Source organism: Paenibacillus sp. GYB003 (assembly GCF_036577625.1).
GTDB lineage: Bacteria > Bacillota > Bacilli > Paenibacillales > NBRC-103111 > Paenibacillus_AB.
The window spans coordinates 88,696-113,330 of the sequence record NZ_JARBDC010000044.1 but is presented as its reverse complement, the minus strand read 5'-3'; the positions used below and the strand labels follow the sequence as shown (position 1 = coordinate 113,330).

The window sequence follows — 24,635 nt, the reverse complement described above, 5'->3', positions numbered from 1 at the left end:
GATCGCGGCGTTCCGTCATAAAATCGGCGAAAGCAAGCGCGCGCACGACTCGAGAAACCGTTTGTACAGCGGACGGTTTTTGTACTGCTCCATCGTAAGCAGCTCGCTGTCGTTCTGGTCGTCCGCAAAAATGCGCTGCAGCTTGACGGCGGTGTCCGTATCGTACAGCACCGCGTTCACTTCGAAGTTGAGCTTGAAGCTGCGCAAATCGATGTTCGCCGTGCCGACCGAGGCGATGCGGCCGTCGACGACGATCGTTTTCGCGTGCAAAAAGCCGTTGCGGTACAAATAGCATTTCACCCCGACCGACAGCAGCTCGCCCAAATACGAGGTGGACGCCCAGTAGACGAGCGGATGGTCCGGCGTGCCCGGCAGCATGAGCCGGACGTCGACGCCGGAGAGCGCCGCCATTTTGAGCGCGGTCATCAAGCTTTCGTCGGGAACGAAATAGGGCGTTTGAATCCAGACGCTCTGCCTTGCGGCGTGAATCATTTTAATATAAGCTTTTTTGATTTGCTCCTTCTCGTTGTTCGGCCCGCTCGCGACGATTTGCATGCCGACTTGGCCCGGATGGCCCGCGGCCGGAAAATAGGCGGTCAGGTCGGAAATGTGGTCCGCCGACGACAAGTTCCAGTCGAGCACGAACTGCATCTGCATCTGGAACACGCCGCCGCCGCATACTTTCAGGTGCGTATCGCGCCAATGGCCGAACCGTTTGTCGAGACCCAAATATTCGTCGCCGACGTTCAGGCCGCCGATATAGCCGCAGCTGCCGTCGACGATCGCCAGCTTGCGGTGGTTCCGGTAATTCAGCCGTAAATTGATGTACGGAATTTTCGAAGGAAAAAACGCCGCCACCTTCCCGCCCGCTTCTAGCAGTGGCCGAAAATACCGTCTGGGCAGCCCCGAGCTGCCGATCGGATCGTACAGGAAGCGGACGCGCACGCCTTCGCGCGCCTTCGCCTCCAGCTCGCGGATCAGCCTGCGGCCGAGCCCGTCGTCCTTCACGATGTAATACATCAGATGAATATGATGCTTCGCTTCGCGGATCGCCGCGAACAGCGATTCGAACTTGGCGCTGCCTTCGGTAAAAATGTCGACGCGGTTGTCCTGCGTATACAGCGACCGGCCGCTGCTCAAGTTCATGTAAATCATGTCCTGGTAATGGATCATCGCCGGATCGTGGAAATGGATTTGCCGGATTTCCCGCTTTTGCCGCTCCACCAGATGCTCCACGAACTCGCGCTGCTCTTCCTTGATTTTGTAAATTTTGCGCCGGCTCAGGTTTTGCCCCAAAAACAAATATAAAATAAACCCGACGCCCGGCAAAAAGAACAGCACCATCAGCCAAGCCCAGGTCGCTCCCACATTGCGTCGTTCGAGAAAAATGACCGTTGCGGCGAAAAGCAGATTGAACAAAAAAAGCAGCGAATACAAATGTTGAGTCGTTACCATGCGGACGAAGCTCCTTAGAAACGATCGGATGAAAGTCCGGCTGCGAGCGGCAGGCCGAAACGGCCCGCATCAGTCGCCTTCCGGGGGGTTGAAGCGCAGCTGCAGCAAATGATACACGTGCACGACGACGATTTTGGCGACCGCATAGACGGGAACGGCCAGCAGCATGCCGAGCGGGCCGACGAGACTGCCGACGACGAGCAGCAGCAGCAAAATCGTCAGCGGATGAATTTCCAGCTGCTTGCCCATAATTTGCGGCGATACCAGGTTGCCTTCGATTTGCTGGGCGATGACGCAGACGATGACGACCTTCAGCACCATGAACGGGGAATCGACCATCGCGACGATAATCGCCGGTACGGCGGCCAAAAAAGCGCCCACGTACGGAATGACGTTCGTAATCATCGCCGCCAGCGCGAGCAAAAACGCGTAATCGATGCCGATGATCAAATATCCGACGAGGCACAGGACGCCGACGATGAACGCGACGATAAATTGGCCGCGTATGTACAGGCTGACCGTCTCGTCCATTTTCGACAATATCGCCTTCACGCTGCTTTTTTGCGTTTTCGGCATCAGCTTCAGCAGCCCGTCGCGAATTTTTTCCCCGTCCCGCAGCAAATAAAACAAGATGAACGGAACGGTGACCACCAAAAAGAACACGTTGGCGACGAAGCCGATCACCGTTTTGAAATTGGAGCTGAGCAGGTTGAGCCCGACGACCAAATAGTCGGACGCCTTCTCGGATATTTGGTTGAAGTCGACGTTGAAGCTTTCGATGAATCGGGTGAACCATTCGCTTTCCGCAAGTTCCTGCCCTTTGCTGACCGCCGTTTGGATCAGCGCCGGCAAGCTGCCTACCAGCTCCGTAAATTGCCGCTTCAGCACCGGCGCGACGAAGATGATGATGATCGTCACCAGCAGCGCGAAAAACAAATAGACGACCAGGATGGCGAGCGATCGCGGAAGCCTTTTCTCGGTCAGCAAATTGACGAGCGGGCGGAACAAGTAAAATAAAATGCCGGAGACGAGGATCGGGGAAAACAGCGTCTGCACGAGCACCTTGAGCGGGTAAAACACGAAGCCGATTTTCACGCCGACCCAGATAATGAGGAAGACGAGAAGAATGCCGTACCCGATCCGAAAAAATTTCGACTGAGGCACCATGTACCAACCGCCTCTCTTATGATGGGACGTATTGCCGTATCGCTCTCATTATAGCAGGTTAAAGGTGCCAGCAAAATGCCGGACGGCGAAAACGCAAAAAAGCCCCGCGTCGCTTCCGAATACGCCGGCGATAACTGTTCCAAACTATACCGAACGCTACCGACGGAACGGGAGGCCATCATGAAAGTCATTTTCATCTTTTTAGCGCTTCACGTCTTGACGCTCGGATTCGGTATGGCGATCGATCTCATGACGGGCTTTTCGCTGCGCGATTCGTTGAGCAATTTGAAAAATCCTTTCGAGGTCATGTCTGCCCAGGAGCGCCTCATCGTTTGTTTATTTCTTATCGCCATATCGGCCGCTCCGTTCCTCCCTTCTCTTACTAAAAACTCAAGTCGGAAGAAACCGAACAACGGCAAACGCAATTAGGCCGCCCCCGATCGTTCAGCCCCCTTTTTTCCATGGACCCGCCTTCGAATCAGATCGATGCCCGACAAGAGCAGCGGTATGACCGCGTAAAAGAAAATGCCGATCCGGCTGTTATATAGGGTAGTTTCCATTAAATATTCCGAATAATTGTCCGCGATCGTCATCGAAGTGACGAGGATGATGAAGCCGACCGGCAAAATGAGCTGCCGGGGCTTTGGAAGGTCGAACAGTTCCGAAGCCCCCATAACGGCGACGTAGTAAAAAACCGCGATTTTGAAAAATACGGTAATGATCAGCGTAAATACGACGATCGCGTCCAGCCTCTGAAGAAAATCCGCGACATCGACCATGCTGATCGTAACCAGCAGCGGAAAGGTCGATTGTTGGGTCAATTGGACGCCGAGAACCGAAATTTCAATCGCGATCGTTATCGATAAAACGAAACCGGTCGCGGCCATCGCGCCGTGCGCGACTTTTTTTACCGATCGACGTTTGTTTACATAAGGCAGTAGCATCGTAATGACGATCATTTGACCGAAAGGAAATCCGTACGTTTCCAAAAAAACGGTGGAAACGATCGGTTTCACCCCTTTTTCCATGACGGGAAGCAAATGGATGCCTTCGAGGATACCGCCGCTTACAATCAACAATACCCCCAAAATCCCCAAAAAGATTAGAAAGATGAGATAGATCCCCGCCGTTCTCGCCAAAACCTCGATGCCTTTATAGGCGACATAGGCTACGGAAACGACCATCAACGCGTTCAGAACGAATAACGGCGTTTCGTCGTAAACCGCATTCAGCAGCAGGTCGCCGCAGCGTCTCAGGACCGTCGAGCACTCATAAATAAAAACAAGCACGTAAAGCAGTCCGATCGTCCATCCCGCGTATTTCCCCATAATTTTTTTCGTGTATCCGATCAACGACAAACCGGGATAGCGAACATACAAGTACAGGTAGACCTGGAGGACGACCAGCCCGGCCGATAAACCGAGCAGGGCGGCGATCCATGCGTCCTGCCCGGCGTTCATGCCGTACGGAACGACCAGGCTCGTCCCCCAGCCGAATAAGGTAATGAGCGTAAACAACTGCCATGGACTGATTTTGATGTTGTCCATCCTTCTCGGGCCTCCGCCTTCATTGTTCTCCCGTCGCTTTCGATAAGACCGGCTCCAAATTCATGCCCGGATGGCGAACATGCGATTGGACCGTTACGCGAACGTCCGCTTCGGACAGTTTTTCGTTCCAGCGATCTTTCAGCTTTTCCCAAGCCGTCCGGTTGCTTCGATGGAGCTTTCCGGCAAATCCGGCAAAATCGATTTTTTCTTTTTTTACGATTTGGACGGTCTTCATGATTTCTTCCCGCGTCTTTCGATTCATCGACGCCTCGATCTCTTTGATCAGCCCGGGGTTTCTTAAATCGAGACCGCTCTTTACGTTGATCAAAGCGGCTTCTTGACGAATCACAATATCGATCAGCGGCTTGTCGTTTGCGACGTCGACTTTCACCTTCGTTTTGGAACGAAGCACGTCGAGCGAAACGGACTCTTTCTGTTCGCGAAAATCGACGGTGACGACCGTCCCTTTCATTTTGTTCAACATCCATGCGAGTCCGCGCGAAGCCCCGTCATCCAACCAGAGCTTTAATTTTCCTCCCTTGAATACGCCGATCGGTCCGATCTTGGTGCTCGGCGGAGAATATCGCTCTTTCTCTTTAGGGGCGTCGCTTTCCGCCTCTTTATCGCCTCTCTTCACCAGCTCCACGCCGTTAATGACGGCTTCCGTCCCTTCGCCCATTACCGCCTTAAGAATATCATCGAGTTGAATTTCGATATTTTCGGAAAACAGGTTGGACGTAAATTTCATTTTCCCCCGAATCGCGTCGGCCGGAATTTTTTCGAAGCGGGTCGCTACGCTCATTAAAGCTTCCGCCGTCATTCCTTTGGCGATCACGACATTGGTCGTCAGCCGGATTTCGTTCGACCTTTTTAAGTAATCGAGCAATTCCTCGATCCCGTCTTTCGCCAGCCTTTCGCCGAATACGACCAATCTTACGTGCGAAAGGTACATTCTTCGCGACGACATTTTGGAAGCGTTGCGAACCGCGTCGAACAGCGAGGCGCCCACCCCTCGATATACCGTGATCGTTTGGGCTTTTCCGCCCGCCCCGGCGCCTCCGCCCCCGCCGGCCGCCGCTCCGGAAGCTACGGCGCTCGGATTGGCGACCTGGAAAAAGACCCGGTATTCGCCGATATCCTGCGCTTTGTCCACGCCGATGGCCGAGACGATCGCCAAATCGGAAATCTCCAGCTTATTCCAGCATCCCGTCGTCAGCAGCGCGCTCGCGCACATCAAGACGGCCATTGCAAATTTAGCTATCATGCCGGCCTCCTTGAGGGTCGGCCCCTTTGTTCGCATACGGAGCGCGCAGCATGGCGTCCTTCTGAGATTTCGGGCGGAACGGAGCGAACGGCGCCAAATAGGGCACTCCGAACGAACGGAGTCCGCTCAGATGGGCGACCAGCATAATCGCGCACAACGTCAACCCGTAAAAGCCGAACGTGGCGGCCACGATGATGAACAAGAAGCGGATCATCCGCGCCGCGATCGCCAGGTTGTATGCGGGGGTGGCAAAGCTGGCGATGCCCGTAATCGACACCACGATCACCATGGCCGGGGAGAATATGCCCGCCTGTACCGCGGCTTGCCCCAATATCAACGCTCCGACGATGGATACCGCTTGACCGACGGCTCTCGGCATGCGGATCCCGGCTTCCCGCAATATTTCGAACGCCAGCTCCATTAAAAACGCTTCGACGACCGCAGGAAAAGGAACGCCCTCCCGAGTTGCCGCGAGCGTGTACAGCAAGGAGGTCGGGATCATTTCTTGATGATAGGTCGATATCGCCACATAGAAGGAAGGGACGAACAACGATATGACGAAGCTGGCATACCGGATCAATCGGATAAAGGTGCTGATGTCGGCGCGCTGGTAGTAGTCTTCGGCCGATTGGAAAAACTGCGCCACGACGGTCGGGACGAGAAGCGCGAACGGCGTTCCGTCGACAATGATGGCAATGCGGCCGTCCAGCATATTGCCGGCGATAACGTCGGGACGTTCGGTGTTGTAAACGGTCGGAAACGGCGTGATCGCTTTATCCTGAATGAGCTGTTCGATATAGCCCGATTCCAAAATCGCATTCTGGTTAATATGGTCCAGCCTGCTCCGGACTTCCGTCACGATTTGGTCGTCGGCGATCCCCTCGATATACAGCATGGCTACCGAAGTGCGCGTAACGCGGCCGATTTCTTTGATTTCCAGCCTGAGCTCCGGGCTTTTGATCCGTTTGCGGATCAGCGAAATATTCGTATCCAGCCGTTCCGTAAAAGCTTCCTTCGGTCCGCGGATCGACACCTCCGTGCTGGGTTCGCCGACCGATCTGGCTTCCCCGCCGCCGGTTTTGCAACTGATGACCCGGTCGCAGCCGTCGATGAACAAGGCCGTGTTTCCGGACAAGACGGAACGGCTCAACTCGTTCCAATCCTGAAAAACCGAAATGTCGCCCACTGTCAGGGCATGATCTTTTAAAAGCTGAAACGTCCGCTCGGGCGAATCGGAACGGCTCAAGATCGGATCATGGGATAAGGTTTGAAAAGAACGCGTAACGAAATCGTTTGCCAGCTCTTTATCGATCAAGCCGTCGATATAAACCGCGGCCATTCTGATTTTCGGATGCGCGCCCGAGTCGAATTCGCGTACGATCAAATCCGGACTGTTCCCGAATTCCTTTTTGAGCCGGAAAATGGAGAAATCCAAGTGTACGGGGATCGGGCTATGTGGTTTTTCATGACGGGAAAACCTGCTCATCCGTGCCACCCATAAATCGTCAGTATGTGGAGCGTTTGTATAAGCTTCCCTCCGATATTCTTTTTTATCCAATCCGCAAACGTCGAAAAGATCGCCGGCTGCCCGTCTGGTCGGCGGGCAGGGCGATCTCTTTTCGTCCCCACTGTCATTTTTTCTTGCTCTCGATCGTTTTGTTCGCTTTTTCCTCCGCATGGCGAAGCGCCGTGTTGATGTCCTCTTTCCCTTCCAACACGCTCGTCCCCGCGCCGATCAGATCCAGAAGCGCGGACCGGTTGTACATATTCGTATACGGCAAGTCCGCCATTTTATGCTTGTAGACGGCAGCGACATTGCGTCCTTTCAAAATATCCGGCTTCGTTCCAAACGCCTTCCGAATGTCCGGATCCACCAGCACGGACATCTTCCCGTTCTCGGACAGCGTCATCTGCGCCTCCTTGGACGACATCAAGTAGGAGACGGCTGCGAACGCCTGCTCCTTATGTTTGCTGCTCTTCGAAACCATAAAGTAGAGCGGTTTGTTGGAGCCGGAAATTCCCGGCTTCTCCTTGAGCTGCGGCATCGATGCCACATCCCACTTGATGACATGCCCTTTCTGTTCCGCCGTTGCCAGCAAATTGACCATAATGTTGAAGCTTTGCATCAAGGAGGCGAGCGTCTGCTTTTGGTAAAAATCTTCGTTGGTCAATTTCGTATTGCCCGGGATCGCATTGATCTCTTGCAGCAGTCCCAGCGCCCGTTTCCACTCCTCGGTCTGAAACGACGCCCGGCCTGTTTGCGGATCGAACAGCGACAAGCCCCACTGGCTGCCCGTCATCAACAAATTGATCGTACGAAACGCCGCATACTGGACGCCGCCGTCGACACGCGACAGCCGTTTGAACATCGCCATTGCATCGTCCCACGTCATATCGTCTGTCGGGTAGGCGACCCCGAACCGGTCAAACGCGTCTTTGTTGTAAAACCACATCATCCGGTCCGAGTATACCGGAAGCGCCAGCAGTTCCCCTTTTGCCGAGATCGATGTCGCCCCCTTGACCAGCTGCGGATCTACTTGCTTCATATCGACCGCATAGTCCCGGACATAGCCGTTCAAGTCCAGCGGAAAATCATACTCGAGCAGACCGGCAAGGTTCGGATGATCCGTGAACACAATGTCCGGCGTGCTGCCGGCTGCCATCAAGTTTTCCAGCACATTGCCGCTTCCCTTCGTAAAGTCCACATATTCCAATGTGATAAAGGGATACTTTTTCCGGACCGGCTCTGCGATGAACTTGTCAAACTCCTCTTGCTGCAGCACCGTATTCCAGTTATTGATGCGCAGTGTAACAGGCTCCGTGCCGATCTGTTTCACTTCAGAGCCGGTCCCCGCAGTTGGCTGACCGTCTGATTTGTCCGAACATCCGCTTGCCAATAACCCAACGAGCAAGCATGCCATCGACAACGCTGTTTTTTGTTTCATCTTGAACCCCTTCTCCCCTTTTTTGTGAAAATATTCACAATAATAGCTTGCACCCGGTACGCGGCTTGCACATACAAGGCGAGTGTTGCTGCCGTCGTCTCCCGCCGCATCTTTTGGCGGCTCCGTCTGCTCTTTATCCGAGTTGAAAGAAAGCGCTTCCTGCACCCCGAAAAGATGTTCAATTCATCTCTTCTTCCCTATAATAAACTTAAATTCGGTTCATTTCTTTGCCTGTGCGAACACATTTTTTGCGCAATCGTTCACGAAGGAGTTGAATATGCATGCAGTTTCCAAGGTATGATCTGCGTGTCGAGCTGTCCATTCGTCAAATCATCACCTTCTTCTATATGGAGCTTCCGAAACGGTTCTGGACACCGGGAGAAAGTCACGACTTCTGGGAAATGGCGTATGTCGACAACGGGTATCTGGAAATCATTCGCGGAACACAGCGGCATGCGCTTGGCCCAGGCGACCTGATCTTCTATGCCCCCAATGAATTTCATGCCGGACGCGCGCTGAACGAGTCGGCGCCGACGCTTATTATTTTGTCGTTTGAGTGCGATTCGGAAGCGATGCATGCATGTGCAGGCAAGATTGTTCATCTGGAGGAAGAAGAGAAGAAGCTGCTCTCCACAATCATCCGGGAAGGGCGGGAAGCGTTCGATCCTCCCGTTGATTCGCCGCGCATGCATCGGCCGCGGCAGCGGTTGAAAGCCGCGTTCGGCAGCGAGCAGATGATCAAAAACCATCTGGAGATTTTGCTCATCCAGTTGATTCGCAGAGGAGACCGCAGTTCAACCAATCAATCCGACTCCATCGCGATGGCGAACTACAACGATACGCTTGTCGGTCAAATGATCGATTACATGAGAGCAAACATTCGGGAAAACTTAACCATCGAGCAGCTTTGCTCCGCCTTTGGCATGGGGCGGACACGGATGGTCACCTTGTTCAAAACCGCGACAGGATTGGGCACCATCGCGTATTTCCAAAAGCTGAAGATCGAGCATGCCAAAACGATTATTCGTCACCGAACGCTGCGGATGACCGAAGTCGCCGAAGAGGTCGGCTTCGCCAGCGTGCACCATTTTTCCCGCTCGTTCAAAAAGGAAACAGGTCTGACGCCGACCGAGTATGCCCGCAGTGTTAACGCCCGCGCGCTGCGCTGGTCGCCCGAGATGTATCCGGAACTGAACTAACAAGAAACGGCGTCGCCCGGCCGCATCTCATACTCCGAAGCAGCAGCAATGCTCCGGTTCGTCATGCCGGTGCGGAATGTTTGTTCTGTTGCGCGTTCGCATAAATAAGTCTATAATAAGAACATAAGTTCGCATATAATGGAGGTGTTCCCATATGTCCGTTCAATTCGCTGAAAGTGTAGAAGTGACCGCGGAGGATATGCATTTGATCCGTAATCTTGTCATACTTCCCGTTGTTTTGTCCGCGTTCGAGTCCGATATCATATTTTTCGAAAGTAACCGGAGCCCGATGACTCAGTACGTAACGGTCGCACAACGCGCCATAACACGTATTCAAGCTGATATGGAGCGGTTGGGTAAAATCCTCCGGAAACGCGGAATTGTCGTGTACGATGAAAGACGCAATCAAAACGGAATTAACCGTCCTTTTAACTATCGCGGAAAACGGAACGTTTATGCTTTACGTTGGGGAACGTTTGACGCCGAGATTACATTGCTGACGGATTATTACTTGGGCAATCTGTCCGGAGACGGTCGAAACTAACTTCCTCAAGTCTATATCTAAACCATAACTAACTAGTGATAGCCCGAGCGATTGGGGTCCGTCCCGCTCCCCCTGGGAAGCGGAACGAAATCGACCCGATGGCCTTTCAATACGGCGGAAGGGGCGACTCCCGTAAATTTTTTGAACATGCGGTGAAAGTAAGACTGTTCGCAGTAACCGAGATGATCGGCAATTTCCGCAATCGTCATAATGCCGCTCTTCAGCAGCTCGCAAGCGACGCTTATTTTCACTTGATGGATATAGTCGATGGGGGTTTGCCCCAAAACTTCTTTAAATATTTTCGTAACATGGTTCGGGGACCGTTCGACGTGTTCCGCCAGATCGGACAACCGGATCGACTTGCAGTGATTGTGCACGATGTAGTTTTGCAGCCGCTGGATTAATGCTTGCTTGACAGCCGAACCGCTGTGCGGCTGCCGGGCATCGCGGACAATTCTTCCGACCAGCTCCAATAAAATGCCTCCACAGATAAGATTCGCGCCCGGCGCTTGATCGAACCATTGCAGCAGCAGCATGGAGAAGCGCTGCCGGAAATAATCGGCGTTGTGCGCCTGCCATTTGAAATAACCGTTCTCCTGCAATGCAGCCAGTTCAAGCTCGGTCTCGTCGGAAGCCGTAAAATGCGCGGAATATTTTTGATGAGGGCCTTTCGCGTCGTTGTGGCATGACCGGTAGGTGCCGGCAGAAATAAATAGAATATCCCCTTGGATGATTTCGATGACTTCCCCTTTTACGCAGTAGACGGCTTTCCCGCCCGATACGAAGATGAGAATATGGTGCGGGACTTGCGAATCGTGTATCTGCCATCTCTCGATCCGGTCGTCGTAAATAACGCTTTTCAAAGCAAGCATAAGCGGCCGACCTCCTCTGAAAAGTGTTCCGATCCCGTTATGCCGTACCGGTATTCCATTCTACAAGCCGGAGCAATCTCCCTTCTATCCCCTTCTACCTTATAAGTAACTTTCGCGTACATTCGAGATTTCGAAAGCTTCGCTCTTGGGCTGCCTGCGATTGAATCGTTCAAAAAGAAACTCAATCGTTCATGGATATGATTACGGGTCTGTAATACAGTAATGATAGCTTAAACATTCGACCGCTGCGGACAAAGCCGGCACCGCGGGGGTGCGCTGGAAGGAAGGGAGAAGCTTCATGAGGAGTGAAGTCGGTAAAATCATTGATTGCGATGTACACAATTCGTTAAGAAGCGAGAGAGATTTGCTGCCCTATTTGCCGGACGCGTGGAAAGACCGCGTAGCCAAGTCGGGTCTGGGCCTTATGTATTCCGGTTATCATTCACCCGTTGGCGTCGGCAGGCGGGATGCCGTTCCTCCCGGCGGAGGAGCCGCCGGTTCGGATCCGCAATTCGTAATCGAGCAGCTGATTGAGCCGCACAATATGGAGGCGGTTATATTGACAGGCAATTTGTTCAGCGTATCGGTAGGACATGAGCCGGATTTTGCCGCGGCTATAGCTAGCGCCTATAACGATTGTCTGATCGATAATTGGCTTAATCAAGATCCCCGCTTCAAAGGCTCGTTGTTCGTAGCGCAGCAAGATCCGCAGTTGGCGGCCAAAGAAATCGACCGGCTCGGTTCCCATCCCGGCTTCGTTCAAGTCGTCACGAGCAGCGCTTCGCGCATGCCGCTAGGCCAACGTTTTTTTCATCCGATCTACGAAGCGGCGGAACGAAACGGGCTGCCGGTTGCGATCCACCCCGGCGCGGAAGGCGCCGGTCAGGCGAATCCACCGACGCCGGCCGGATATCCGACGTGGTATATCGAATGGCATACGTGCCTTTCGACGAATTTTATGGCGCAGCTTACAAGCCTAATATGCGAAGGCGTTTTCGAGAAGTATCCGGGTTTGAAATTCGTCTTCATAGAAGGCGGGGTATCATGGCTGCCGCATCTGATGTGGAGGCTTGATAAAAATTATACGGCGCTGCGCTCTCAAGTGCCTTGGTTGAAAAAAATGCCGAGCGACTACATTCGCGACCATTGCTATTTTACGACGCAACCGATCGAGGAGCCGAAACAATCCGCCCATTTGAAGCAAATTTTCGAAATGATCGATGCCGAACATATTTTACTTTATTCCAGCGATTATCCGCACTGGGATTTCGATTCTCCCGATCATATTTTAAGATGGCTGAAGCCGGAAGAGCGACGGCGAATTTTTTATGACAATGCCAAACGGCTGTACAAATTGTAGAGAGGAAGACAAAAATGGCTGTACATCCTGTAGGCAAAGCCGATCAAATTCCCGAGGGGCGGCATCGCGTATTCGACGTTTTGGGCAAATCCGTCGTTATTTACAATATCCAAGGGCAATATTTTGCGTTTTTGAATTATTGTCCTCACCAAGGGGCTGCTATTTGTAGAGGCGAGGTGTGTGGAACGAATTTGCCCTCCGGCGTATACGAGTACGCGTTCGGAAAAGAGGGCGAAATCGTTCGATGCCCGTGGCACGGCTGGGAATTCGACATCAAGACCGGAAAATCGCTCGTCCGGAATGACATGAGGCTGCGCCGTTATGAAGTCGTTGTAACGGGCGACATGCTGGGCGTTCGCATATAACGGTCATGGAAAAGATCGAATGGGAGGTAAGGGTGACGATGGTTCGGAAATCGATGGCAGCGCTTTCAACCTTGTTTGCCTTGACAGCTTGCGGCGGCTCGAATGGAGGGACCGGAGAAATTGGCGGGACCGCTCTTCCTCCGCCAACGCCGGCAGAACCTGTGGAGATCGTATTTTACGGCGGCTCGGCCCAGCCCAAAGATTTTTTCGATAGACAGTACGGGGAGCTGCTATATCAAAAATTTCCTCAATATACGTTCAAGTACATCCAAATGCCTTCCGGATCGCCTACCATTGCGGATGCAACGACCAAATTAATTACAGAAGGCCAACGGATCGATATTTTTTATAACAATATCGGCATTTTCGAGAATACGCTGTTTGCGCTCGATCTACAATACGACATGTCCGATCTGATCAAGAAGCACAACGTCGATCTGAGCCGCCTCGAACAGGAATCGATCAAAGCGATGAAGCAGTTTTCGGCGGGGAAGACGTACGGCGTTCCCGTTACGGATATGAAATTTGTTCTGTTTTACAACAAAGATATTTTCGATAAATTTGGGGTGTCTTATCCGAAAGACGGCATGACGTGGGAGGAGGCGACGAATTTAGGCAAAAAGCTGACACGCCTGGAAGGCGGCAAACAGTATGTCGGCTTGAGCACGGCCCCGAGTCAGTTCATTGCGCAAAATCAGCTGTCCGTTCCGATGGTTGACATTGAAAAAGACCAACCGACGATCAATACGAACGCTTCCTGGCGCAAGCTGTTCGATACGATGTTCGTGCAGCCGATGCAGGATGCGGGGTTCCGCGCCAAGCTCGGGGAAATCAAGACGATACCGGGCAATGATGCGTTTGTAACGAAGCAAGATTTGGCGATGTATGCGTACAATATTGCGATCTATATTAGCCCCAGTTTCATTCCGGCGATGCAAAGCTTCAACTGGGATATGGTTACGGTGCCGGTATTCCCGGAAGCCCCGGGAGTCGGTTCTCAAACGACACCGTTTTACTTCGGATTGACGAAGATGACGAAACATAAAGACGCGGCGGCAGAAGTGCTGAAGTATATGGTTTCGGATGAATACCAAAGCTGGGTTTCGCGCCGCGGCTTCGTCCCTACGTTAACGACGGAACAGACGAAGAAGGAATACGGCAAAGAAAGCGCATTTCCGGACAAAAACTATGCAGCGCTTTTCAAATATAAGAATGCTCCGATCCCCCCTTCCGCCGATTATACGTATGCGGTGAACAACGTTTACGCTTCGATGGCGCTGCCTATTGCGAACGGAACGAAAGATATGAACACGGCGTTCCGCGAAGCGGAAGAGCAGGCACTCCAAAAAATCGAAGAGGCGAAGCGGCTAAGAAAGCCTTAGTCTAAGGCCTTGAGAGGAGTAAATCCTCTCAAGGTCTTTCTTTTATAAGCGCATATAAGCGCAGCTCGCCGCTCTGCCAGAATGTCCCCGTATACGTTTGGAAGCATACCGATCCGCACGAATAACGGCAAACATAACAAGTATTGGCGTCGTCCAATAGATGCAACGACTTGTCGATTTCCGTGACGGATTTCCTATCGCCGTTCGCAAAAAAATAGGAAGAGGACCGAACCTTTTTTGGATAGAGAAGCAATATAGTGTGTAAGCCGCTTACCCAGGAGGGCCCTCTGCATGCAAAGTAGCGAATGTATGTACCAACTGCTCACAAAAATGAAAGATGGTGATAAACAGGCCTTTCATGCGCTATATAATGCCACTTATCAGGATGTGTACCGGACAGTCGCCTTTCTGGTGGATCACCGGCAGGATCGGGAAGATGTCATGAATGAGATCTACATGCAAATGTGGACCTCCCTTGCCAACTACGATATGAACCGTCCTTTCCATTTCTGGCTGCACGGCCTGATAATCCGACAAATACAGAGATTTCGGGTCAAAAGCTGGCGGAGATTCCGGATTTTTGAGCGCATCCGCATCTTCTCTCGGGAAGAGCATCATTGGGATCGCCCCGCTGTTATGATGGAGGGGACGAACCGTGAGATAACAGAGGCAATCCAAAACCTGACCGACAAACAGCGAACCGTGATTATTTTCCGCTTTTTTCACGACTATACGCTTGAGGAAATTGCGACTTTGCTCGATATACCGCTGGGTACGGTTAAGTCCAGATATCATGCCGGCCTCCAGGCGCTTCGAAAAAACTTGTGGAATCTCCCGCCGGAAAGGATGGAAAACAACAATGCCTATTGAACGCGTAGTCCGCGAACATCTGCACAAAGAGGCGGAAACGATGGAGTGTCCTCCGGCCGTTTCCAAACGAATCGAACTATCCTATGCTCAATATTTGCAGCGAAAACGAAAAAGGAGCGAAACAACCATGAAAAAACGATTCATCGGCGGTATCGTTGCCGCTGCGATTTTGATTCCAACCGCAGCGTTTGCGGCCCCTTCCCTGATTGAAATGCTGACCAGAACACCAATGACTGCCGAACAAGTCAAGGTGGATGAGGTCGGCAAAGCAACGCTCGCGAAACTGTACCGCGCATTTCCCGAAACAAAATCGTTTGAGATTGTCGAGGCAAGCAACGTCCAGGGCGTCCAAACAAGCATCGTACTTCGGGAAAAAGGAGGTAGCGGCAAAAAGATTACCCTTCATACGAACAATACGACGGGTGCGATTGAGCACGTCATCCTAGAGAATTGGGAGCCCGAGGAGAAGCCGTTCTCCGCCTTATCCAACGAGGAGATCAAGTCGAAGGCGGACTATCTCATTACTAAACTGTACGGCAACATCGAAGATTACGAGTTTGCCATCGAGCAAATGGAAAACTCGGAGCAAAAAACGTTTATGTTGAATTACACCAAAAAAGGATCGAAAACGCCGTTCTACCAAGCATTTGTTCAAGACCGTACGATCAGCGTTTCTCTGATCGGAGGCGAGACCGCACCTTCCGACGTTGAAGGCTTCTTCTCCACAGCCGAGGGGACGCCGGATTATTTCGCCGATTCCTTTTTAAACGATGAAAACCTGTTTTCCCTGCTGCACATGAGCCCGACCGAATTAAAGCAACAATTGGCAAAAGGGAAATCTGTTGCGGAGGTTGCAGCAGCCCAAAATATATCGAAACAACAAGTGATCGATGTCATTGCAAAAACTCAGGTTGATTTGCAAGTTCAAGGTGCAAATAACGGCGATCGCGAACCACTGTTAAAAGCTATCGAGCCAAAAGTAATACAAGTTATCGAATACAAAGCGGAACCATCGTCGAAGAACTAATATCGCTTGAGAAGTTGTAAGGCGCATTTCCCGAAACACGTTTGCGGGTGGTGACGGCAGCGCGCACCACCCCTTTCCTTTCCCGATTGACCGTTGGCGATATTGTCATGCGGGCACCCGCTAAAACCGCTCGAAACAATCGTAATTCCTTTGCCTGTAAATTTTGCCGTCCTTGAATTCGAAGATGCAGCAAAAATACGCTTTAAGACGCTGTCCGGCCTTGAACGAGCCAATAGCGGCCCCTGCTTCGGCCGTCCAAATCACTTCCGCAATTAGCGTCTCCCCCGTCTCGTAAACCCGCTGAATATCGTATTTCTGTTCTTTTAACAGCTTCTTTCCGTTGGGTATTCGCTGCATGAGTGCCTCATAGTTACTCACAACCACGCCGGAAGTGATCAGATTCGGGAATTCGGTTTGTTCGATTTCCGAATGCAGCAAAGGTTGGAAATCGGATTCCAAAGTGCTGAACGTTTCGCACAACTCAAAAAATCGCTTTACCATCTCCAGCTTCACGAAAACACCGTCCTTGATCGTTTTATTTTCCAAAAATAGTATATCACTCCTTTATCGTCGAGGTTCAAACAGAAGGATGAACTTTGATTTATGGGTTGCAGGCTGTCGAACGAAAAGCACAAAAAGGGCTGCAGCCGCCCGCCAACGGCAATCCGCCACAGCCCCCGAATCCGCGTCTCACGCGGCCTCTCCCGCTCCTACTCTTCCCCCGTCGCGATCGGATTGTCCTCATAGCTGATCCAATCGCTCCAGCTTCCCGCATACAGCTTCACGTTGCGGAAGCCCGCCTCCCGCAGCGCGAGCACGTTCGGCGTCGCCGAGATGCCCGAGCCGCAATAGACGATGATCTCCTTCGAAGCGGACAATGCGCCGAACCGCTCGCGAAGCTGCTCCGCCGTTTTCCAGCTGCCGTCCTCGTTCAGTCCGTCTTTCCAGAAATAATGAACGGCCCCGGGAATGCGACCGGCTACCGGATCGAACGGAGCCTCCAGGCCGAGGTACTGATTGTTGTCGCGGGCATCGACAAGCGCCGCCTCGCCCGGCCGGCTGAGTGCCGCCCGCACTTCGTCCACGTCGGCCAGCAGCTCCGGCCGGACGGCGGGCACGAATTCGCGCCGCTCCGGCTCCGGCTTCTCCCCCGTTACCGGCAGCCCCGCCGCCGTCCATGCACGGTAGCCCCCATCCAGCACACGGACGTCGTCATGGCCCAAATAGGTCAACACCCACCACAATCGTGCGGCGGCCGGTCCGTTGCCGTCTTCATAGACGACGACCGTCGTCGAACGGTCGATGCCGATACCGCCGAAAAGGCCGGCCAGCCGTTGCACTGTCGGAAGCGGACTCCGTCCGCCATGCTCGCGGGCGGGGTCCGTCAAACCCGCCTTGAAATCGACAAACACCGCGCCGGGCAGATGATCTTTGTCGTAAGCGTCGCGTCCGTACCGCGGCTCCTTCGGGGAAAAACGGACGTCCGCCAGGACGAGACGTTCCCCCCGCTCCAGACGCTCCCGAACCCATTGTACGTTTACGATGTTCGATGCCGCCATCGTTCCATCCGCTCCTCTCGCATCAAATGATATATTCGAGATGCTCCTGCGTCTTCACATCGTGAATCGCCGCATAAATGTCGTTCTGGATGCTCACCAATTCGATATCGTCGCGCTTGCGCGGCCGCTTGTTCGGTACGTGGAAAATTTGCTTGATCCGACCCGGCCGCGGCGACAGCAGCACGACCCGGTTGCCGAGGAACACCGCTTCGGACACGTCGTGCGTGACGAAGACGACCGTCTTCCTCTCCGCCTCCCAGATGTTCAGCAGATCGTCCTGCAGCTGCAGACGGGTCAGGTGGTCGACCGCCCCGAACGGCTCGTCCATCAGCAGCACCTCCGGGCCGTTGGCCAGCGCCCGCGCCAAGCCCGCCCGCTGTTTCATGCCGCCGGACAGATGGTGGGGATACTTGTGTTCGAACCCGGTCAGCCCGACCATGTCCAAATATTTCTGAACCCGCTCCTGCCTCTCCGCCTTCGTCGCGCGGCGCAGCTCCAGCCCGAGCTCGACGTTGCGGAACACGGTGCGCCAAGGATACAGCGACGGATCCTGGAAGACGACGCCGCGCTCGATGCCCGGCCCCCGGAGCGGCTTGCCGTCGAACAACACCTCGCCCGACGACGGCAGCTGCAAGCCTGCCAATAGTTCCAGCAAGGTGCTCTTGCCGCAGCCGCTCGGGCCCAGGATGCTGAGAAACTCCCCGTCTTCGATCTTCAGATCGATATTCGACAGCGTCTCGGTCGGATTCGCCCCTCCGTACACCTTCGACACGCCGTTGATTGTGAATCCGGCCATAGGGCATACCTCGCTTTGATAGTGTTACTTCTTCGGAATGAAGCGGAGATCGAGGATTTTGTCGACGTCGTACACGCGGTCCTGGAAGCCCAAGTCGACTTGAAGCTGCTGCGTCTCCTGCAAAGCCTTCAGATCGACGTTCGGGTTGTTCTCCCACAGCACGTCCTCGCGCTCGAACGCGCGGTCGATCGCCTTTTCGTCGACTTTGACGTTCGCCTTGAAGTACGTTTTGTACTCGTCGAGGTGGCTTTTGGCGTATTCCTGCGATTTGAAATAGGCGCGAAGCAGCTTTTCGAGCAGCTGCGGATTTTTCTCGATGAAATCGTTGCGTGCGGCGATCACGCCCGTATGGAAATTCGGCAGGTAGTCCCACCCTTTGGCCAGCAGCTTGCCCGTGCCGGAAACTTCCGCCAGCGAGGCGAACGGTTCGTGGATGATCGTTGCGTCCACTTGGCCCGAGGTCAGGCTGGCATAAGCCGCTTCTTGCGCGCCGTTGGCCAGATAGGTGACGTCGTCCTTCTTCAGCCCGTGCTTGTTCAAGATGACCTGGGTGTACACATCGAGCCCGCTGCCGAAAACGGCCGCTCCGACCTTTTTCCCTTTCAGGTCCTCGACCTTGTTGATTCCCGGAGCCGCGATCAGATAAAACGGCCCCTTGACCCGAAACATCGAGGAGACGATCTTGATCGGGGCGCCCTTGCCCGCCGCGATGATCGCGGTCGTCGTCGCGACGTCGGCCACGTCGACGTCCTTGCTCGCCAATCCTTCGACCGCGTTTTTCGTCGTGATGAACTCGACGTCGAGGCCTTCTTCCTTGAAAAACCCTTTCTCCGCGCCGAAGCGGACCGCCAGGCCGCTGACGCCGCTTAGCGGAGAATACCGGATCTTCTGCAGCTGCGGCTGTCCGCTCCCGTCGGACCGGGAGGACGGCTGCGAGGAAGCGCCCGCTTCCTTGCCCGCGCCGCCTGGACCGCCGGCGCAGCCCGCTACGAGCAATACGGCAATCAGGCTTGCGATCGTTGCGCCGAGCCGGCTCTTCGTTTTTATCATAGCGATCTTCCCCTTTTGTTTGCTATTGCGGATAAGCTCGAGGCTTTGTCTTGCGGCTTCAAGCCGACTTCCATTTCAGAACGACTTTCTTCTCCAGCAGATCGATCGCGGCGATAATGCCGACGGAGACGACCGTTACGATCGTAATGACCGCGAACGCTTTGGCCGTGTCGTACAGCGAAGTCGCCTGCACGAGCAGGTTGCCGAGCCCTTCCTTCGAAGCGACCATCTCCCCGAACAACGCTCCGACCAGCCCCGTGGCTGCCGACAGTCGCAGCGATACGAAGATGGTGGGAGCTGCGGACGGCAAAATCACCTTGACGATCGTCTGAAGCCTCGTCGCCTCGAACACGCGGGCCACCTTCAGATGGTTGTCCGCCGTCTGCTTGATGCCGGCAATCGTGTTGAACGCGATCGTGAAGAAGCAGAATAGGAAAACGATCGCGATCTTGTTGGATAGCCCGATGCCGAGCCACAGCATGAGCAGCGGGATGATGGTCACCTTCGGCACCGCGAGCAGGGCGGAGAGGAACGGCTTGAAAAACGGCTCCGCCCGCGGCACGAGCACGAGAAGCATGCCGGTTCCGATCCCCGCAACGGCCGAGAGCACATAGCCGGCCGCAAACTCCTGCAGCGTCACGAGCAGATGGCGATATACTTCGCCGTCGACGAACAGATTGACGATTTCCTTTGCAACCTTGGTCGGCTCCGACAAATACAAGCTGCCGACGATGCCCGTCCGTACCGCATATTCTATGAATCCGAGCACGAGCAGCAGCAGCGCGATCTGGCCGATCAGGATGCCGCCGCCGTACCGGGGATTTTTTCCGTTGCCCATGCGTATTCCCTCGTTTCCTATGCCGTTCGTTATTCGGCCGCTCCCTGCAGCGCCGTCCGCTTCGCGTACCGGTTCTCGGGTCGGGACAGACCGAAATGTCCGCGGAACGTGCTCGCCTCGTATTCCGTCCGAAACAAGCCGCGGCGCTGCAGCACCGGGACGACCAGATCGACGAACAGGTCGAGCCCGCCCGGCATGTACGGCGGGCAGATGTTAAAGCCGTCGGCCGCTTCGTTGACGAACCATTCCTCCATCTGGTCCGCGATCCGCTCGGGATCGCCCACGATCAGCAGATGGCCCCGGGCCGTCGCGGCGAAATAGTGGAACAGCTCGCGGATGGTGATGTCCTCATGGCCGGTCGCCCGCCGCGCCAGTTCGACCAGCCTGCGCGCCTTGTCGCCCGGATGATTCGACAGCGACAGATCCGGCAGCGGTCCGTCCAGCGGGTATCCGGACAGATCGATGCCCAGACGGTTCGACAGCGGTCCCAGATTGAAGTCGGTAACGAGCAGGGAGCTCAGCTCCCGGTACTTGGCATGAGCCTCCTCCTGCGTCCGGCCGACGAGCGGAACGAGTCCCGGCATGATGAACAGCTCGTCCGGCGTCCGGCCGTACCGGGCCAGCTTGCCCTTGATGCTCGCGTAAAAGCGGCGCGCCTCCTCGAGCAGAATTTCCCCGGTAAAGATCGCGCTGGAGAACCGCGCCCCCAATTCCTGGCTCCGCTCCGAGGTGCCGGCCGACAGCAGCGGAATTTGCCCTTGCGGCGGCCGGGCGACGTTGAGCGGCCCGAGCACCGAGAAGTGGCTGCCGCGATGGTGAATCGCGTGCACCTTGCTCTCGTCCACGAACACGCCGGTCGACTTGTCGCGAATGAACGCGTCGTCCTCCCACGAGTCCCACAGCCGCTTGACGACGTCCACGAACTCGTCGGCGTAGTCGTAGCGCTTGGCGTTGTCCCAATGCTTCTCGCGGCTGAAGTTCAGCGCCGCGCGGGGATCCGCTCCCGTCACGACGTTCCAGGCGAGCCGTCCGCGGCTCAAGTAATCGAGCGATGCGGTCATCCGCGCCACGTGGTACGGCTCCGCGTACGTCGTGTTAACCGTTACGATCAGCCCGATCTTCTCCGTCGCCGCCGCGAGATAGGATAGCATCGTGAACGGCTCCAGCCGGACCATTTGGGAAGGAAACGTAAATTGCTCTTCCGCGGCGGACGCCAGCCGGTCGCCCAGGAAGAAGAAATCGAATTTCGCCTGCTCCAGCTTCAGCGCCACCCGTCTCAAAAATTCGGGATCGAAGGCGCCGTCGGCGACCGCTTCGGGCAGCCGCCATCCCGCCGGATGGTAGCCGGTGGCGAACAAAAACAGACCGAGGTGCAATTGACGTTGGCTCATGTTGTCGGTTCCTCCATTCGTCGGTAGTCCCATTGTTTAAAATAGAATGCCGAGCTTGCGCGACAGATCGTCGATTTCGCTCAGCTCTTCCGGTGTCAATCGCCGATCGGCATATCGGATCGAGTCGTGGATATGCTCCGGTTTGGATGCGCCCAGAATAGCCGAAGATACATAGGAGCGGCTCAACACCCAAACCAGCGAAAATTGCGCAAGCGACCAGCCGCGCCGTTCCGCCAGCGTCCGGATCCCGTCTACCAAAGCATGGGCGTTATTGCCCTGCAGAAGCAGCTCAAGCCGCTTCTCGCCCGCGGCGAGCCGGGAATCGGCGGGAGGCGCTTCGCCCTGGCGGTATTTGCCGGCGAGAATCCCTCTTCCGAGCGGACTGTACGAAATAATGCCCACCTGCTCGGACTGCGCAAACGGAACGAGCTCCCGCTCGATAGTTCTCGTAATGAGGCTATATTCGGGTTGAACGCTCTCGAACCGGTTCCAGCCGCGGACGGCGCTGATGCCGTGAGCTTTGGCTATTTGCCATGCCGCGTAATTGGAACAGCCGATGTATCGGATTTTCCCCTGCTTCACAAGATCGTCCAGCGCGCCCAGCGTCTCTTCCAACGGCGTTTCCGGATCGAAGCGATGCATCTGGTACAAGTCTATATAATCCGTTTGCAGCCTTCTCAAGCTATTCTCCAACGCGCGGTAAATATGGTAGCGGCTTTGGCCCGCATCGTTGACGCCGGTGCCGACGCGGCCGTGGACCTTGGTCGCCAGCACGACCCGATCCCGCCTGCCCTTCAACAGCTTGCCGAGGATCGCTTCCGATTCCCCGCTTTGATTCGGATCGTCGGCATCCATCCCTTTGCCGTAGACATCCGCCGTATCCACGAGGTTGATCCCCGCCTCCAGCGCGGCGTTCAGTACCGCTTCGGAAGCTTTCTCGTCGATCCAGCGTCCGAACGCCATCGTGCCCAGGCTGACTTCGGATACCTTCAACCCGGTTCTACCCAATTTCCGGTACAGCATGGTCGCTCTCTCCCTTGCAAATAAAAAATCGGACAGTCGGAAAGGCGCTCGCAAGCAAGCAAGCGTCTCTCCGGCTGTCCGGTCGAGGATGGGTTTATGAATCTATAAGTTTTCCGACTAGTTAAGTAGGATAATACCATCTATCGATCGATAGATCAACAGGGTTCGACCATTTTTTATACATTCAACAAATCCGCATTAACGCCGCCCGCAACTTGCTGCTCGACTCGCAGATGACGATCGGGGATAAATCGGCGGCCTTCTCCCACAAACGAAAAAAAGCCCGCCGAAGCTTCAAGGAAGCTACAGGCGGGCTTTGTCGGCCGGCAGGCCGGGGCCGGAAGCGGAGGCGTCAGCGGGTCGGATTGCCGCCGGCGGCTCCCGCTCCCGCCCCCGTCCCCGTTCCGGGGGAAACGGTGACGGATGCGGAGGCGGCGGTACGGAACTGCGCGAAATAAACGATCGACACGACGATAATGAGCGCGCCGAGGACGACGAAAATGTTGCTGTACAGCAGCGCTTCCCCCGGCGGAAACGGATTGAGGCGGAGCGTCGACGTGCCGGCGTCCAGCGCCTTGCCGATCAGCGTCGTCGCCGTCGCCCCGGCGATAAAGTTCAGCATCGCGAACAGCCCCATGCCGACGCCGGTTTGCTCCTTCGCGAGCGTCCGCGATATCGTGTTCGACATCGCGATTTGGATGAACGACTGTCCGACGGTGCCGAAAATCATGAAGAAGCCGATCCATGCCGGCGACAGGCCGACGACGGACGACAGCATGACGAAGCTGAGCAAAATAAGGCTTGCCGCGATCGCGAACAAAAACCGGTTCCCTTTGTCGTCGGCCAGCTTGCCGCCCCGGCGCCCGAGCAAGGCGGCGCAAATCGCCGAAGGGAACAAGACGAAGCCGACGGCGAGCGGCGACAAATGGTTGAGCGCGGCCAAAAATTGCGGCGCCATGAACGGCAGGCCGAAGTTGAGTCCGGTCAGCACGAAAGCGACGACGAGCCCGAGCGTATACGATTTGTTGCGGAATATCGCGGGCTGCACGAACGGCTCGGCGGCCGTCCGGACGCGCAGCAAAAAGAGCGAGAGCAGCAATACGCCGACGCCGCAAAGCAGCCAGCTGCCCTGCGTAATCGCCAGCAGCAGGGAAGCGACCGTCCCGGCCAGCGTGAGGCCGCCGACGTAGTCGATTGTCCGGGCGGTTCCCGTCTCGTCGTCCAAATATTTGCGGAAAAACGGCAGAACGAGAACGGCCAAGATCGACAGCGCGAACAAATACCTCCAGCTGACGAGTCCCGAAACGACGCCGGATACGATCGGTCCGAGCGCCGCGCCGAGCGACAGGCCGACCGCAGTCGTCCCGAGAGCTCTCCCGCGCTTTTCCGGCGAAAAGTACCGGACGGGCACGATCATCGCCGTGGCCGGTATGACCGACGCTCCCGCCGCCTGGAACAGCCGTCCGGCGATGACCATCCAATATTCCGAGGCGGACAGCCCGATGATCGAGCCGAGCGCGAAGGCGATCAGTCCGTACGTCAGCAAATCTTTGAGCCGGTATTTGTCCGCCAGCTTTCCGAACGTGACCGAGCCGATCGCATATACGATCATATAACCGGTCAGCATCCAGCCGACCTGCGAAGGGGTGAGGCCGAATTCCTCCCGGATGACCGGCAGCGCCACATTGAACATCGAGGCGTTCATGACGGAAATGATCAAGGTGAATACGAGGACGCGCAGCAGTCTGTTCGCCTGCCGCTCGCGAGTGTCGGGCGTATGCTCCATCCGAATCCCTTCTTTCGTCTGTAATGTCTGTACGTTCTTTTCCAACATTATATACTTCGTAAACAAAAATGTATAGTTAATAGTTGGCGAAGACGCAAAAAAACTGTCCGGGAAAAACGTCCGGACGGCACTTTGTCGTGCAAATCGATACGCTTGATCATGGGGAAGAGACGGGAATCGACTCAGCCGCCGGTG

The 24,635-nt window shown here is 55.0% G+C and carries 23 protein-coding genes; 8 read left to right on the top strand and 15 right to left on the bottom strand.

Annotation, left to right across the window (positions count from 1 at the left end; translation table 11 throughout):
* Positions 1–15: 15 nt before the first annotated feature.
* On the bottom strand, positions 16–1,455 hold the full coding sequence (gene cls / locus PV407_RS15685; protein ID WP_332090872.1) for a cardiolipin synthase: 1,440 nt from the start codon (positions 1,453–1,455) through the stop codon (positions 16–18).
* A 69-nt stretch (positions 1,456–1,524) separates the two neighbouring features.
* Complete coding sequence (locus PV407_RS15680) at positions 1,525–2,622, bottom strand: AI-2E family transporter (RefSeq protein ID WP_332090871.1); 1,098 nt, start codon at positions 2,620–2,622, stop codon at positions 1,525–1,527.
* 75 nt (positions 2,623–2,697) lie between these two features.
* Here PV407_RS15680 and PV407_RS15675 point away from each other — a divergent pair, with 75 nt between their 5' ends.
* Positions 2,698–3,051 (top strand): hypothetical protein, encoded by a 354-nt coding sequence (locus PV407_RS15675; protein WP_332090870.1) that lies wholly within the window; start codon positions 2,698–2,700, stop codon positions 3,049–3,051.
* Here the strand turns inward: PV407_RS15675 and PV407_RS15670 are convergent.
* From PV407_RS15670 to PV407_RS15655, 4 genes are all read right to left on the bottom strand, one after another.
* Complete coding sequence (locus PV407_RS15670; RefSeq protein WP_332090869.1) at positions 3,048–4,169, bottom strand: GerAB/ArcD/ProY family transporter; 1,122 nt, start codon at positions 4,167–4,169, stop codon at positions 3,048–3,050. The genes PV407_RS15675 and PV407_RS15670 overlap by 4 nt on opposite strands.
* A gap of 19 nt (positions 4,170–4,188) precedes the next feature.
* Complete coding sequence (locus PV407_RS15665) at positions 4,189–5,433, bottom strand: Ger(x)C family spore germination protein (protein WP_332090868.1); 1,245 nt, start codon at positions 5,431–5,433, stop codon at positions 4,189–4,191.
* Complete coding sequence (locus tag PV407_RS15660; RefSeq protein ID WP_332090867.1) at positions 5,423–6,919, bottom strand: spore germination protein; 1,497 nt, start codon at positions 6,917–6,919, stop codon at positions 5,423–5,425. The genes PV407_RS15665 and PV407_RS15660 overlap by 11 nt, the downstream gene beginning before the upstream one ends.
* Before the next feature lie 145 nt (positions 6,920–7,064).
* A complete protein-coding gene (locus PV407_RS15655) occupies positions 7,065–8,270 on the bottom strand; it encodes an ABC transporter substrate-binding protein (RefSeq protein ID WP_332090866.1) in 1,206 nt (401 codons plus the stop codon).
* 389 nt (positions 8,271–8,659) lie between these two features.
* Between PV407_RS15655 and PV407_RS15650 the strand changes: the two genes are divergently transcribed.
* Together PV407_RS15650 and PV407_RS15645 are read left to right on the top strand one after the other, a co-directional pair.
* Positions 8,660–9,577: an AraC family transcriptional regulator gene (locus tag PV407_RS15650; protein WP_332090865.1), complete on the top strand. Its 918-nt coding sequence runs from the start codon at positions 8,660–8,662 to the stop codon at positions 9,575–9,577.
* A 154-nt stretch (positions 9,578–9,731) separates the two neighbouring features.
* Complete coding sequence (locus PV407_RS15645) at positions 9,732–10,121, top strand: hypothetical protein (protein WP_332090864.1); 390 nt, start codon at positions 9,732–9,734, stop codon at positions 10,119–10,121.
* A 32-nt stretch (positions 10,122–10,153) separates the two neighbouring features.
* On the opposite strand, the gene PV407_RS15640 is transcribed toward PV407_RS15645, so the two are convergent.
* Positions 10,154–10,993, bottom strand: coding sequence for a helix-turn-helix domain-containing protein (locus tag PV407_RS15640; protein ID WP_332090863.1), 840 nt, complete (start codon positions 10,991–10,993; stop codon positions 10,154–10,156).
* A gap of 298 nt (positions 10,994–11,291) precedes the next feature.
* On the opposite strand from PV407_RS15640, the gene PV407_RS15635 reads away from it, so the two are divergent.
* From PV407_RS15635 to PV407_RS15615, 5 genes are all read left to right on the top strand, one after another.
* Positions 11,292–12,353, top strand: coding sequence for an amidohydrolase family protein (locus PV407_RS15635; protein ID WP_332090862.1), 1,062 nt, complete (start codon positions 11,292–11,294; stop codon positions 12,351–12,353).
* 14 nt (positions 12,354–12,367) lie between these two features.
* Positions 12,368–12,718, top strand: coding sequence for a Rieske (2Fe-2S) protein (locus PV407_RS15630; RefSeq protein ID WP_332090861.1), 351 nt, complete (start codon positions 12,368–12,370; stop codon positions 12,716–12,718).
* A gap of 161 nt (positions 12,719–12,879) precedes the next feature.
* The gene (locus tag PV407_RS15625; RefSeq protein WP_332090860.1) at positions 12,880–14,100 is read left to right on the top strand and encodes an ABC transporter substrate-binding protein; all 1,221 of its coding nucleotides are present in this window, start codon (positions 12,880–12,882) and stop codon (positions 14,098–14,100) included.
* Positions 14,101–14,391: 291 nt separating this feature from the next.
* A complete protein-coding gene (locus PV407_RS15620; RefSeq protein WP_332090859.1) occupies positions 14,392–14,970 on the top strand; it encodes a sigma-70 family RNA polymerase sigma factor in 579 nt (192 codons plus the stop codon).
* Entirely contained in the window at positions 14,960–15,997 is a 1,038-nt protein-coding gene (locus PV407_RS15615; protein ID WP_332090858.1) for a hypothetical protein, read from the top strand. Before PV407_RS15620 ends, PV407_RS15615 begins: the two co-directional genes overlap by 11 nt.
* 120 nt (positions 15,998–16,117) lie before the next feature.
* Here the strand turns inward: PV407_RS15615 and PV407_RS15610 are convergent, their stop codons facing one another.
* The 8 genes from PV407_RS15610 to PV407_RS15575 form a co-directional block, all read right to left on the bottom strand.
* Positions 16,118–16,543: a nuclear transport factor 2 family protein gene (locus tag PV407_RS15610; protein ID WP_332090857.1), complete on the bottom strand. Its 426-nt coding sequence runs from the start codon at positions 16,541–16,543 to the stop codon at positions 16,118–16,120.
* A 164-nt stretch (positions 16,544–16,707) separates the two neighbouring features.
* Complete coding sequence (locus PV407_RS15605; RefSeq protein WP_332090856.1) at positions 16,708–17,556, bottom strand: sulfurtransferase; 849 nt, start codon at positions 17,554–17,556, stop codon at positions 16,708–16,710.
* Between the two features lie 22 nt (positions 17,557–17,578).
* Positions 17,579–18,352: an ABC transporter ATP-binding protein gene (locus PV407_RS15600; protein ID WP_332090855.1), complete on the bottom strand. Its 774-nt coding sequence runs from the start codon at positions 18,350–18,352 to the stop codon at positions 17,579–17,581.
* A 24-nt stretch (positions 18,353–18,376) separates the two neighbouring features.
* Positions 18,377–19,402, bottom strand: a complete 1,026-nt coding sequence (locus tag PV407_RS15595) for an ABC transporter substrate-binding protein (protein ID WP_332090854.1) — start codon at positions 19,400–19,402, stop codon at positions 18,377–18,379.
* 58 nt (positions 19,403–19,460) lie between these two features.
* Positions 19,461–20,240, bottom strand: coding sequence for an ABC transporter permease (locus PV407_RS15590; RefSeq protein ID WP_332090853.1), 780 nt, complete (start codon positions 20,238–20,240; stop codon positions 19,461–19,463).
* A 29-nt stretch (positions 20,241–20,269) separates the two neighbouring features.
* The gene (locus tag PV407_RS15585; RefSeq protein ID WP_332090852.1) at positions 20,270–21,631 is read right to left on the bottom strand and encodes an LLM class flavin-dependent oxidoreductase; all 1,362 of its coding nucleotides are present in this window, start codon (positions 21,629–21,631) and stop codon (positions 20,270–20,272) included.
* 36 nt (positions 21,632–21,667) lie between these two features.
* Entirely contained in the window at positions 21,668–22,654 is a 987-nt protein-coding gene (locus PV407_RS15580; RefSeq protein WP_332090851.1) for an aldo/keto reductase, read from the bottom strand.
* Between the two features lie 352 nt (positions 22,655–23,006).
* Complete coding sequence (locus tag PV407_RS15575) at positions 23,007–24,440, bottom strand: MFS transporter (RefSeq protein WP_332090850.1); 1,434 nt, start codon at positions 24,438–24,440, stop codon at positions 23,007–23,009.
* Between the last annotated feature and the right edge of the window lie 195 nt (positions 24,441–24,635).